Consider the following 12,995-nt stretch of genomic DNA (forward strand, 5'->3'; position numbering starts at 1 on the left):
GGACTTCCTCCTTAAAATAGGTATCTAGCAACTGAAATCGTAGCATTACCTGATTTTTTCTTTTCTAAAATGAGTGATTTGACTTGGGCATAACGCATAGCCGCAGGTTCACTGACGCCATATGCCCCTGTATATTTAAAGACAGTTTCTGAAGGTGATGGGAACTCAATTTCGTTTAATTCTGTTGGTGAATAGGTAACGAACTCCCAATCATATTTTTTTGTAATATCTAGGAAGCATTGCTCATCTTTCTTCAGATCGATTGTACAAAGTGCCTTCACACTTTTTTTCGAAAGCTTAAGCTCTGCCAGGGTTTCATCAATGACTTGTTCAATCTCCTCAATAGATGTACCACGATTACAGCCCATGCCTAGGATAATTGATTTTGGTCGATAAATGACACCATTTTCAAGCAAAACCTCTTCTTCTCGTTCAATTATACGGTCCGTTATTAATAATGTTGCATGAGGTTTAGCCTCTATGGCCATCCGTGTAGATGGATATATTTTAATTTGCTCTGGCATTGGGGTATCACGCATCCACCAATCCCGTTCACCAGTTTCCTGTACTATAGCCACATGTTCCTCGTTGACGACAGAAGCACTGACAGGCGTTAATTTATCGGCACTATCCCAAACCCACCCAAAGCGTGCACCAAATAGATCGACAGGAATAGTCTTTTGCACATCGGAAGCCGTTGTAATAATAGGGTTGGCACCAAGAGCTGCCGCTACCTCATGTGTTAGTTCATTGGCACCGCCAAGATGGCCTGACAAGACACTTATTACGTTTTCGCCTCGATCATCAATCACTACAACACCCGGATCAGTCTTTTTATCCTTTAAAATGGGTGCGATCATTCGTACAACTGCACCTAAAGAAATAATTAAAATCAACCCTTTGTATTGTTTAAATAGAGTCGGCAAAAGCAAACGCACTGTTCCAGTAAACAGTTGAATATGCTTTTCCTCCTCATCGCCCTGTTCAAATTTACTCATATAATACAAATCACTTGCTGCAAACGTTTGTTGGAGTCGACGTCCTATCTGAACACCGTGCTTTGTAATCGCTACAACCGCATATGCATGGCGCTGATCAACTTCTGGTAATATCCCCTCTTGTAACTCAATCACTTGTCTTCACACCTTTTCTAAAGCCATGTGTAAAGGTTGCATCATATAATTTCGAGCGATATTGATCCTTATCATGAATATCAGGGTCTAGCGCCCAGCCCGCTAGGATCATCGCATGCTTACGGATGCCATTCACGCGCATTGCTTCATCTAATTCGATTAATGTCGTACGAACAATTTTTTGATCTGGCCAAGAAGCACGTTGAATCACCGCTACCGGTGTGTCATCAGCCCAACCAGCACTTTGTAGTTCTTTGACAATTTTCTTTGTGAGCGTCGCACTTAAGAATAGAGCAATTGTACAATGATGGCTTGCTAAATCACGTAATTTTTCAAATTCGGGTACAGGAGTACGCCCTTCTGCACGAGTTAAAATTAAAGTTTGTGTTAAATCAGGAATCGTTAGCTCAGCCCCAATTGCCGCTGCTGAGGCAAAAACAGAGCTAACCCCTGGAATAACTTCGTAGCCAATATCTTGCTTTTTTAAGAGTGCAACTTGTTCCATAATCGCTCCATACATGGCCGGATCACCTGTATGCATGCGAGCTACTATTTTCCCAGCATGAACCCGATCAGCCATCACAGCGACCATTTCCTCTAAATGCATACCAGCTGTTCGAATAATTTCCGCATCTGGTCGAGCTTTCGCAATGAGATCTTCACTCACTAATGAATCTGTATACATCACAACGTCTGCTGTTTGTAACATATGTAAGCCTTTAACTGTAATTAAATCTGGATCACCAGGACCCGCGCCGACTATATAGATCTTCTTCATTATTTACGCACCACCATTAATGTTAAGTATTCTAAATCGACACCATCCAACTCGCGTACATCCCAAATGACTTCTTCGTCAGATGTTACCTTTGTCACAACAGATGCTTTATCCAGTAAATCTAAATCACGTAGTACCTGTAGCATTAAATCAATTACTTTTGCCACTTTAATAAAGACCACAGCATCATGACTTTCAATAGCTTCACGCATTGCCTCATAATCATCATAGGCAGGAATGATCGCGACACGGTCATCACCATCAGCTAATGCAATGCCAAGTCGAGAAGCGGAGCCATTAAATGAGGATATCCCCGGAACCGTACGAATTTCTACATCTGGATGCATATCCTGCATTAACTTCATCATATGGATAAACGTACTATATAATAACGGATCACCTTCTGTAACGAAGGCTACATCCTTGCCTTCCTGTAATTTTTCATATACAAGCTCGACTGACTTTGTCCATTCACGCTCAAGGACAGCTTCATCCTTCGTCATAGGAAATACAAGACCAAGCATATCTTTTTCCTCTGGATTAATATACACGTCTACAATACGATGGGCATAGCTCTTACTGCCTCTCAGTTTTTTGGGATAGGCAATAACAGGTGACTCTTGAATCACACGAAACGCCTTCACTGTAATTAATTCTGGATCGCCAGGACCGACGCCCAAGCCATATAAAACACCTAAATTAGTCATGATTTTCTTCCTTTCGATAAGCCGAAATAATATATATTGGATTTAATGGCACAAAGCGTGTCATATCTAAGATCGGTTTACTACGCGCAAGCTGTGCCTGTAAAATATCAACCGCAAAATCACAAGCCTTAAACGCTTCCACTGCTTTATATAAATTTTCAATTGTCGCTGCATTTAAAACAATTCGACCATTTGGTTTTAAGCGGTGACAGCACAATTGTAGTAATTCGACCATTTCACCACCAGTCCCACCGATAAAAATGGCATCAGGGTCTGGGAAATGTTCGAGTCCCTCTGGAGCTTTACTATGAATTGCTGTTATATCCACACGGAATTTTTGCTGATTGTGTAGACAGTTCTCTAAATCAGGTGCATTTTTTTCAACGGCGTATACTTGCCCCTCAGGTGCAAGCTTACCTGCTTCAATGGCCATAGATCCTGTACATGTACCAATATCCCAAATAACACTATCCTGTTGAAGTTGCATCGCCTGTAAGCTTAAGACACGAATCTCTTTCTTGGTAATGAGTCCTTTATCTGGTTTTCGTTGTGAAAACTCTTCATCATCAATACCGAGTGTGTAGCGCTTTGGTTCAACCGTTTGTTGTAAAATAACTACGTTTAAAGGGGAAAATTGGGCAGTCTCCATTTCATCTAGCGAATACCAACCATATTTTTCATCTTCACCCTGTAGATTTTCGGCTACAAATGCACGATATTCGGTCATACCAAAATGCTTTAAATAACGTGCGAGCGCATTTGGGCTATTTTCAGCATCTGTTAACAGAGCTATTTTCTTTTTCCCATCAATGCGCTGTGCCAAGCCTTTCATAGGTCGTCCATGAATACTTGTGACATAAGCATCCTGCCAGCTTTCTCCCATTTTCGCAAAGGCTAGCTGTACGGAGCTCATATATGGATAAACCTCCAAATCGAGCTTTTTCGCTAAATAACCTCCCACGCCGTAAAACAATGGATCTCCTGATGCGAGAATAATCGTATTTCTTGTTTCCTCTGACAATCTCTCAACAAGTGCTGAAAGACCTCCTTTGATCATGATTTTTTCCCCTGTAAAATGCGGGAAGAAATCAAGCACGCGCTCACCACCAACAAGTACCTCACAGTCTTCAATCCACTGGCGGTATTGTGGGAGTAAGCTTGCTAACCCGTTATCCCCGATCCCAATTAATTTCATCGATCGATGCAATGTCATCAGCCCTTCCTAATAATTGTCCCTGCATCGAATAAATCGATGTGGAAAGTGTTAAACCGCTCTTTATATGATGAATGGAGGAATAGCAGCATGCCTCACACAAACGATGGAAAAATGATTCATACCCCTTTTCCATCATAATTTCACCTACTTGCGACGCTGTGTTGGCCTCTCGTATTTCGGCTATTGTGTCTGCATCTGCCCCTACATCTTCTGCAAGTTGTGCTAAAAAGTTAAAATCAATTGGAGCACTTTTGGAATGCACCATCATTACCCCTTGTGCCACCTTTGAAAATTTCCCCATCATCCCGACAAGGGACACTTGTTTAATACCGAGTCGCTTACAATGCTTTAAAGTAAAGCCAACAAAATCACCCATTTCAACAAAAGCTTCTTCCGGTAAATGGGGGTATTGTTTCATCCCAAATTTTTCACTGCGACCACCTGTTGTCACTACTAAATGCTCACAGCCAGCCTCTTTAGCGACGCTAATGGCCTGTACAATACTAGCCATATACGCAGAACTTGAAAAAGGCACGACGGTTCCCCTTGTGCCTAAAATCGAGATGCCTCCAAGTATACCAAGACGACCATTTAACGTTTTTTTCGCAATCTCCTCACCCTTAGGTACGGAAATCACTACGTTAACCCCTCGTGTTATTTGAAATTCGTCCAATACTCCTTGAACAGTGCTGTGAATCATTTTCCGTGGGACAGGATTAATGGCTGCCTCTCCAACAGGCACTGGTAAGCCGGGCTTTGTGACACGCCCGACTCCAATCCCTCCATCTAAATGAATACCAGGTGTCTCTGCCCAGCTCACAGTACCGACGATGAGTGCCTGATGTGTGGCATCTGGGTCATCACCAGCATCTTTAATCGTTTCACAGCTGACGGCATTGTTTTCAAATAGGCATTTTTCAATGGTAAAGGTCGCATCCCTACCTATTGGCAAATGAATCGTGCTTGTTTCTTGCTCTTCATTTGTAATAAGGGCGAGTAAAGCTGCCTTTGTTACTGCAGTTGCACAGGCTCCTGTTGTATAACCGTGACGCATGTCCTTAGGATCCTTTTTTGGCTTCCGCTCCATTATTTTTTCGCCTGTTCATCCGCTAAAAGTGAAATGGCATTTAATGCGGCAACCGTCACTGTACTACCGCCTTTACGACCAACATTTGTAATGTACGGAATACCTTCAAGTTTTAGCAGCTCCTCTTTCGATTCAGCCGCAGACACGAATCCTACAGGCATACCAATAATTAAATCTGGTTTTGCTAAGCCTTCCTTAATTAAACGAATCAATTCTAGTAATGCAGTTGGGGCATTACCAATAGCATAAATACCGCCTTCATGCAATTTCGAGGCTTTTTGCATGGATATAATGGCACGCGTTGTATTTTGCTTTTTCGCTTCTACAGATACATCCTCATCCGCAATATAGCAATGTAAGTCGCCACCATGTTTTTGGAAACGTTTCTTACCAGAACCACTTTCAATCATTTGCACATCCGCAATTACATGACGCCCTGCCAGAATAGACTTAACACCTGCCTCAAGTGCTCCTGGTGTAATAATAACGCTACGACCTAGCTCAAAGTCAGCCGATGCATGGATAATACGGCGCACAACCTTCCATTCATCTTCTGAAAAGTCGTGCTCTCCCATTTCCTCCGCGATAATCGAGAAACTGTAATCGTAAATTTTATCTGGGTCTACTGTTAATGGTTTGAAATCTGTTTTAAAATCCATTGTTATTGCCTCCTAAAGGGTATGTTGTACAGCCTGTAACACTTCTTCAAAAGTGGAATATTGCTGGCCATATATAATATCGGGTCTTGCAATAAGAATTGTTTCTATAGAACAAGCAAGGGCTGCCTCTAGCTTCTCGTCTACTGAGCCGACTTTGCCGCTTTCCTTGGTAATCATTAAGGTCACTCCATATTGACGGAATAATGCTTCATTTAATTCCTTTGAAAATGGGCCTTGGATGGCTACAATATCTCGCTGTGCCACACCGAGCGCCTCACATTTTTCCATATTGTCAAGTCGTGGCAGCATACGAGCAATGACTCTTGTATTTTCTAAGCCTTGTAAAACTTTCGTAAATGTAGCAAGCGTTTTACTACCTGTTGTCAGCATAATGACACCACGCTTTTCTGCTGCTAAATGAGCTGCTTCCTCATAATCCTTCACGACTGTTATAAGTGGGTGTGCATAATGTTCATGAGCACGTTCATAGCGAATATAAGGCACTTGCGCTTTTTCGGCTGCTGCCATGGCATTTTTCGATGCCTCTTCTGCAAATGGATGAGAGGCATCTACCACTAATTGAAAGCCTTGTTCCGATATAATAGTCGCCATTTCTTCCGCTGTAAGTCGCCCTATTAAATAAGGTAAGCCAGCATCAGCAAGACTAGAGGCTGCCGATTCCGTCACAACGGTGGCAGTTACAGCATGTCCCGTCCTTTGCAATTCAAGGCCTAGATTCCTTGCATCACTCGTCCCTGCTAACATGAAAATCATTTTACTGGCTCCTCTTCATGATGATGGTGGTGATCATGGTCATGGTCATGGTCATGGTCGTGTTGGTGGTCATGGTCATGGTCGTGGTCATGGTGGTGATGGTGATGTGCATGCCCATGAATAGCGGCGTAAGCCCGATAATCTTCAAGATCCTTCATACCTGTTGATGTACCATTCACCGCTTGCTCAATACGTTCTAATAGAACATTTTGTAAACGTTCATGGTAGCCAAAGTAGTTGGCAATTTGAATCTCACTTGCTGGAAATTGCTCATTGAATTTCTCACACATAACATGCATACGCTCCATTAGAATACCCGTGAATAAAAAGTAAGGAAGCATAATAATTTTCTTAGCACCGAGTTTGACACAGCGTTCGATGCCTTCTTCAACACGTGGGTCCGTTACGCCCATAAAGGCACTTTCTACGTATTTAACAGGTAGTTTTTCCCATAGCAATCGTGTGATTTTATAGAAATCTCCATTTGCATAAGGATCACTGCCTCCTCGAGCAATTAATAAAATGGCTGTGTCTTCGTGTTCTTGTTCAGTATCAAATCCAATTTCAACTAAACGATCTTGTAATATCGCAAATATTTCTTCATGAATGCCAATTGTTTGACCATATGTGAATGTGATATTCGGATAATGCTCACGAGCATGCTCGATTTCTGCCGGAATATGTAACTTGGAATGACCTGCATGAAGTAAAATAATTGGGATGACATGTACCTCTGAAGCACCTTTTTTCACACAGTTTGTAATACCTTCTTCAATATTAGGAGAAGCAAATTCAAGGAAGCATGTTTCCACTAAATATTGTTCATCAATGCGAGATTTCATTTGCTCGATAAATGTACGCACCTCATCATTTCCTGCTGCTAAACGGCTGCCATGGCCAACAAATAATATAGCTTTCATCTCTTTTCTCCTCACTAGTCGCCGCACGGAGCTGGCTCTATTTTTATTTTGGAAGACATATCTTGATACGTAAAATGCAATATCTTTTTCACCCGCTTGAAGTATTTAAATAGACGTTCGTTTGGATGCGCATTAGCTTTATATTCTTCAATAATATCTGTAATTAACGGGATTAATTGATCAGGCTCCAAACCTTCTACAACAGGCTGTGCTGCATGAGCCGTACGTCCGACTGGTTTCGCTCCAATAAAGACATCAAATTTACTTTTGCGATAAACAATGCCAATATCATCAAACACGGCTCGATAACAAGCCATCCCACAGCCATTGAAGCCAATATTTAACGTTTTCGGTAATGACATACCGCCAAGCTTTTCTTGAATTTCCTCCGCATATGGAATGGAATCTGCTTTTTCACCGTAGCAAAAATCGCAAGCCTTCAACGACAACACATCACCAATTGGTGCTAATAAAAAGCCTACTTCCTGTAATTTCTCAGTGATACGTTCAGGCGTTGTTGTAGGTATTTTTAAATGGATTTGATGATCTGGTGTATATTCCATTGATCCTTCTTCTCCTACAACCTCTGCTAACGTCATCATTTGCTGTGGTGTGAAAAATTTATTGGCCACGCCAGGGCTCACTGCCAATTCAAAAATTGATTCTATTTTTTGTTGTACAAGCTTTGGCGTAGCCTTGATAGCACTTGTTCCCTTTACCATTGCAAGCGCCGCTGTAGCCATTTCAAGTGCTGTTTTTTTCGGCTTTGGCATAACGGCTATACTGGGTTTATTCATTCTCCCTGCATTAGGGTCTGCCGCAAAGTCATTTCGTGCTGTTCCTGTCTCTTGATTCATCGCCCATGGCTCATTTTCTTCCCGTAAGCGTTGATGTGGACGTAATGGCTGTTTTTCCTCGCCAAGTGTATATTTACGTTGGTAGCCACGCGGTGTAATCATTTTATTATCATAGAAGAACGTAGATGAGTTTCCGATAATAACCGTTGTCAGCATACCAATATCATGTTCCAGCATTTCTGCCAATGTCGTCATCGTCACTTCCTGACGTTCTCGATAGGCACTTTTTACAAGTCCTACGGGTGTGTCAGGAGAACGATATTCTAAAAGAATTCGTTGTGCTTCGACAATTTGTCTTGTACGGCGACCACTTTTAGGATTGTATAAAGCAATAACAAAATCGGCCATAGCTGCGGCTTCCACACGCTTCGCAATTAAATTCCACGGCGTGAGATGGTCACTTAAACTAATGGTACAAGCATCATGCATAATGGGTGCACCAAGTAAACTAGCACATGAATTGATAGCTGAAATACCCGGGACGATCTCCACTTCAATACCAGTTGCCTCTGTCCAGCCTAGCTCAATTAATACTTCATACACTAATCCCGCCATACCATAAACGCCCGCATCTCCACTCGAAATGACCGAAACAATACTTCCTGCTTCTGCTTGACGAACGGCCTCCTGAGCACGTGACACTTCCTCTGTCATACCTGTACTGACAATGGATTTTGCGCTGACTAAATCTTGAATCAGCTCAACATAGGTTTTATAGCCTATGATCATATCACTTTGTTGTAAAGCCTCTACTGCACGTGTCGTAATATGCTTAAAGTCTCCAGGCCCAAAGCCTACTACGAAAATTTTCCCTTTTTGCGCCATGTTTTTACCCCTCTTTCACCTTTTCAATCCCTTTAATGGCTGTCGTTTGCGCTGTTCGCTGTAATGTCCCTTCTCGAAGTGTAAAAACATGATCGTTATATAAGGAATCATGATGCAAATCCTGTACAAGTGTTCTCGCATGCTCCGTTGATGGTACACGATACCAATTCCCCTGAGGGTAAGCAATCACAACACAAGCATCCTTGCATCGTCCATTACAGCGCGTTCTTGTCGTATGTATTTCTTTATCTAGTGCGTTACGCTGTATTTCATCTCGTATAGCTTGGGTAATTTCCTCCCCATCCTTGTTCATACAGCTACTGCCATTGCAAATAAAGAGATGTGTTTTCATCCCCTCTAAATTCCACGTTGTCATCTTATATCTCCCCTCATTTGCTTTTGGAAAAAAGAAAAAACCTTTACTCTGCCGAAGAGTAAAGGTTTGTAGAAGCCAAATAAAAACGAATAGATTGAAAGACAGATCCTCGCTTTTGCTTCAACTTCTCCCTCCGAAAAGTTTGCATGCACAATCTGATAAGCAGGTTTCCTGACTTAAGCTTCATTTTACTGTCGCACCTTCCCTAGTTTGCCCAGGTGGCATTGCGATTTCATCAGCTATTACAGTAGCGGGGGCTGTATTGGACTTTCACCAATTTCCCTATTATCTCGAGTTCTTCGAGCACTTATCGACGTTTTATATGAAATTTTTAATCGTATTTATAATAGAAAACTGTCTTAATCATATCTTATTATTTTAAAATTTCAATATTTCTTTAAAAAATCATGACAAATTTATCAATTTCATAGGAGGGTTGAAAGCTATTAAAAAATTGAATTTGCCCTCTTTAATCCTAAAATACGTTAGTTATCAGAATTTTCGACATTGATATTCTATTTTTAATTTTTCATAAAAAAAGTATAGCATATTTATGGAAATTCGTGATACACTTTGTCGTGAAATCTCACAACTTACAATTTTTCGGTGTAAAATGCTCGTCATTTTGCTTAAAAGGGAAGCCGGTTTAAGTCCGGCGCGGTCCCGCCACTGTAATAGGGAGCTTTATAGAACATGTCACTGTCCAATGGATGGGAAGACCTATAAAGTGTTGAACTAGAGCCAGGAGACCTGCCGACAATAAGTGATCGTTTCAGCCTACGAGGATAGGTGTGCGGCTTAGCAAATGAAAATGTTATTTGCTTTTTTAGCTATGCACTTTTCCAACAACGGAAAAGTGCTTTTTTATTACGCACGCTACATTCTAAAAATCTATTTACAGTTTGGAGGAAGAAAATTGAAGCTGTCTTGGTGGAAACTTAGTTATTTTCTATTGGCTTTTTTAATGGTGCCAAAGCGTGCCTTCGCCATGCATATCATGGAAGGTTTTTTACCAATCGAATGGGCGATTTTTTGGTGGGTAATCTCCATCCCATTTATTATTTTAGGATTGCGCTCTATTCGTAAAACAATTGAAGAAAACCCTGAAACAAAAATGATTCTGGGGCTGTCCGGTGCGTTTGCCTTTGTCCTATCAGCCTTAAAAATCCCTTCAGTTACAGGGAGCTGCTCACATCCAACAGGAGTAGGTCTCGGAACAGTCTTATTTGGACCGTTAGCGATGAGTGTCATCGGGACAATTGTTTTATTATTCCAATCTTTACTTTTAGCACATGGTGGGATCACAACATTAGGGGCTAATGCTTTTTCGATGGCTATCGTAGGCCCGTTTATCGCCTACTTTGTATTTAAAGGGGCGCAACAAATGGGGTTATCGTTTTCATTAGCTGTTTTCTTTGCGGCCATGCTTGGGGATTTAGGTACATATGTGGTGACTTCCGTTCAATTAGCACTAGCCTTCCCATCTGAAGTTGGAGGCTTTATGGCTTCCTTTACAAAGTTCGCAAGTATTTTTGCCTTAACACAAATCCCATTAGCTGTGAGTGAAGGAATATTAACAGTTATTGTCATGAACTTCTTGAAAAAATATAATATTAGCGAATTAAAATCTTTACGTGTTTTCTCTACAAAGGAGGCGCACTAATATGAAACGAAATTTATTACTTTTAGCCATCGTGGTGCTATTGGCCATTATCCCTCTTTTCGTCCAAAAGGGAGCAGAATTTGGAGGAGCCGACGGTGAAGCAGAAGCAGCCATTGGGGAAATCAATGCAGAATATGAGCCATGGTTTGATAGTTTATGGGAACCACCTAGTGGTGAAATTGAAAGCTTATTATTCGTGCTACAAGCAGCTATTGGTGCTGGTTTTATCGGCTACTTTATTGGCTATATGCGTGGCAAGCATAAAGAAGGTTAAGGATTATGTTACTCATTGATAAGTATGCGTATCTCAATAAGCTAGCGTTCGTTCATCCGCTAGAAAAAATGATATTTTCATTAGGACTACTTTTATTCACGCTTATTATGAGAGATGAACGACTTTCACTCATTACATTTTTTGTAATGAGTGCTTTTATCATTTGGGGCGCGAAAATTCCACTAAACTATTATGCGAAGCTATTATTACTACCTTGTTTTTTCTTATTCACAAGTCTCTTATCCATCATTATTTCGATAGCGCCAGCAGCGCATACATTACCAGCCCATATGGGGGCATTTACGTATATGAACTGGACAATTTTTATTGGGAGAGCCAGTATCGCTACCGCCCAGCAACTATTCTTTATTGTACTTGGCAGTATAAGTTGCTTATATTTTTTAATTTTAACGACATCAGTACAAGGAATATGTTATGTGCTCCGACAATGGCGGCTCCCTACTTTATTAGTTGAGCTAGTAGAACTCACCTATCGTTTTATTTTTATTTTTTTAGAAAGCATGCAAAAAATTCATTTGGCCCAGCAAGCCCGGCTTGGCTACCACTCACCCATGCAATGGTTACGTTCAGTATCCATGCTAATTGCCGCGTTGTTTATTGAAATGTTTCAGCGCAGTCGAGAGCTTAATCATGCCATGCAGGCCCGTGGTGGTGAAACTGTTTATTGGCATGAAACGGGCGCCTATAGCAAAAAAAACTGGCTTGGCATGACGGCTATGTTTTTATTCCTCATCATATATGGAGGGTACTTCTCATGACAGCATTTTATTTTAAACTTAACAACTTGTCGTATGCCTATGCAGATGGTACGAAGGCTTTGACAGATATTACATTAAACATTCCAAAAGGGAAAAAAATCGCTATACTCGGTCATAATGGAGCAGGAAAATCCACTTTATTTCAGCACCTTAATGGTATTTTGAAACCAACAGCTGGGACCATTTCATTTGATGGGGAAAAGCTTCAATATACTAGAAAGGCATTAAAGGCTCTCCGCCAACAGGTTGGAATCGTCTTTCAAGATGCTGATAATCAGCTTTTTTCAGGAACTGTTAAGCAAGATATCGCCTATGGTCCAATGAATCTAGGATGGTCTACGGAAAAAATTGAAGAAAAAATAGCTTGGGCTATTGCACAAACTGAAGTGACAGAGCTACTAGATAAACCCATTCACTTTTTAAGCGTAGGGCAGAAAAAGCGTGTCGCCATGGCAGGTGTATTAGCGATGGAACCGACTGTCCTTTTATTAGATGAACCAACGGCGGGTCTTGATAGCTATTACGCTACACAAGTTTTTCAATACTTAGCCAAAGTAGAAGACCATGAAAGAACGATTATTCTTGCGACTCACGACATTGCCCTTGCCTATGAATGGGCCGATCAAATCATTGTTATGGAGGCAGGAAAAATTATTTATAATGGTGACCCTGTCGCCTTATTTTATGAAGAAGAATTGCTAAAACGGGCACATCTTGAACGACCATGGGTATTTGACATGGCTTTGGCTCTACAAAAAAAGAAATTATGGCAAGAAAATATTTCAGTTCCTCGCTCTAAGCATGACTTACTGCAATTGATTGAACAGCTATATGTAGAGGTGTAATGGGTATCATCCATAAAAAGTAACGGACAGTTCGTTTTAAAATTACAGAGAAAAATTTTCCTCATTTGCGAAACTTTTCTAACGTTTATCCGTATTAGTATA

14 protein-coding genes and 2 riboswitches are annotated in these 12,995 nt (G+C 41.1%); of the genes, 4 read left to right on the forward strand and 10 right to left on the reverse strand.

Translation table 11 applies throughout. The annotated features are described in order from the left end of the window. Window positions 1-11 precede the first annotated feature (11 nt). Genes AC07YC_RS09760 through AC07YC_RS09805 form a run of 10 tightly spaced genes read right to left on the reverse strand, consistent with a single transcriptional unit; the run spans window position 12 to window position 9,332 of the window. Window positions 12-1,133 carry a cobalt-precorrin 5A hydrolase gene (locus AC07YC_RS09760; protein WP_494919199.1) on the reverse strand — a complete coding sequence of 374 codons (1,122 nt, stop codon included), beginning with the start codon at window positions 1,131-1,133 and terminating at the stop codon, window positions 12-14. After that, complete coding sequence (gene cobM, locus AC07YC_RS09765) at window positions 1,126-1,911, reverse strand: precorrin-4 C(11)-methyltransferase (RefSeq protein ID WP_025116158.1); 786 nt, start codon at window positions 1,909-1,911, stop codon at window positions 1,126-1,128. Before cobM ends, AC07YC_RS09760 begins: the two co-directional genes overlap by 8 nt. Further along, window positions 1,911-2,618, reverse strand: coding sequence for a precorrin-2 C(20)-methyltransferase (cobI, locus tag AC07YC_RS09770; RefSeq protein WP_008178274.1), 708 nt, complete (start codon window positions 2,616-2,618; stop codon window positions 1,911-1,913). Before cobI ends, cobM begins: the two co-directional genes overlap by 1 nt. Then, window positions 2,611-3,813, reverse strand: coding sequence for a precorrin-6y C5,15-methyltransferase (decarboxylating) subunit CbiE (gene cbiE / locus AC07YC_RS09775; RefSeq protein WP_494919200.1), 1,203 nt, complete (start codon window positions 3,811-3,813; stop codon window positions 2,611-2,613). The genes cobI and cbiE overlap by 8 nt, the downstream gene beginning before the upstream one ends. Continuing rightward, on the reverse strand, window positions 3,788-4,921 hold the full coding sequence (locus AC07YC_RS09780) for a cobalt-precorrin-5B (C(1))-methyltransferase (RefSeq protein WP_336635125.1): 1,134 nt from the start codon (window positions 4,919-4,921) through the stop codon (window positions 3,788-3,790). The genes cbiE and AC07YC_RS09780 overlap by 26 nt, the downstream gene beginning before the upstream one ends. Then, a complete protein-coding gene (locus AC07YC_RS09785; protein WP_008178269.1) occupies window positions 4,921-5,580 on the reverse strand; it encodes a precorrin-8X methylmutase in 660 nt (219 codons plus the stop codon). Before AC07YC_RS09785 ends, AC07YC_RS09780 begins: the two co-directional genes overlap by 1 nt. A gap of 12 nt (window positions 5,581-5,592) precedes the next feature. After that, window positions 5,593-6,354, reverse strand: a complete 762-nt coding sequence (gene cobK / locus AC07YC_RS09790; RefSeq protein WP_494919202.1) for a precorrin-6A reductase — start codon at window positions 6,352-6,354, stop codon at window positions 5,593-5,595. Continuing rightward, a complete protein-coding gene (locus AC07YC_RS09795) occupies window positions 6,351-7,274 on the reverse strand; it encodes a sirohydrochlorin chelatase (protein WP_494919203.1) in 924 nt (307 codons plus the stop codon). Before AC07YC_RS09795 ends, cobK begins: the two co-directional genes overlap by 4 nt. A 14-nt stretch (window positions 7,275-7,288) precedes the next feature. Beyond that, complete coding sequence (cobJ, locus tag AC07YC_RS09800) at window positions 7,289-8,956, reverse strand: precorrin-3B C(17)-methyltransferase (protein ID WP_494919204.1); 1,668 nt, start codon at window positions 8,954-8,956, stop codon at window positions 7,289-7,291. Between the two features lie 4 nt (window positions 8,957-8,960). Further along, a complete protein-coding gene (locus tag AC07YC_RS09805; protein ID WP_336635129.1) occupies window positions 8,961-9,332 on the reverse strand; it encodes a (2Fe-2S) ferredoxin domain-containing protein in 372 nt (123 codons plus the stop codon). Between the two features lie 144 nt (window positions 9,333-9,476). Beyond that, window positions 9,477-9,658: riboswitch (cobalamin riboswitch) on the reverse strand. Between the two features lie 261 nt (window positions 9,659-9,919). Next, window positions 9,920-10,104, forward strand: a riboswitch (cobalamin riboswitch). Window positions 10,105-10,248: 144 nt separating this feature from the next. On the opposite strand from AC07YC_RS09805, the gene AC07YC_RS09810 reads away from it, so the two are divergent. Genes AC07YC_RS09810 through AC07YC_RS09825 form a run of 4 tightly spaced genes read left to right on the forward strand, consistent with a single transcriptional unit; the run spans window position 10,249 to window position 12,893 of the window. Next, window positions 10,249-10,995: an energy-coupling factor ABC transporter permease gene (locus AC07YC_RS09810; RefSeq protein ID WP_494919205.1), complete on the forward strand. Its 747-nt coding sequence runs from the start codon at window positions 10,249-10,251 to the stop codon at window positions 10,993-10,995. Window position 10,996: 1 nt separating this feature from the next. Then, window positions 10,997-11,269, forward strand: coding sequence for an energy-coupling factor ABC transporter substrate-binding protein (locus AC07YC_RS09815; RefSeq protein WP_008178258.1), 273 nt, complete (start codon window positions 10,997-10,999; stop codon window positions 11,267-11,269). Between the two features lie 5 nt (window positions 11,270-11,274). Beyond that, window positions 11,275-12,048 (forward strand): cobalt ECF transporter T component CbiQ, encoded by a 774-nt coding sequence (gene cbiQ / locus AC07YC_RS09820; RefSeq protein WP_494919207.1) that lies wholly within the window; start codon window positions 11,275-11,277, stop codon window positions 12,046-12,048. Beyond that, window positions 12,045-12,893: an energy-coupling factor ABC transporter ATP-binding protein gene (locus tag AC07YC_RS09825; RefSeq protein ID WP_494919208.1), complete on the forward strand. Its 849-nt coding sequence runs from the start codon at window positions 12,045-12,047 to the stop codon at window positions 12,891-12,893. Before cbiQ ends, AC07YC_RS09825 begins: the two co-directional genes overlap by 4 nt. The last annotated feature ends 102 nt before the right edge of the window (window positions 12,894-12,995 follow it).

Source organism: Lysinibacillus sp. GW247-5R2A (genome assembly GCF_059424475.1).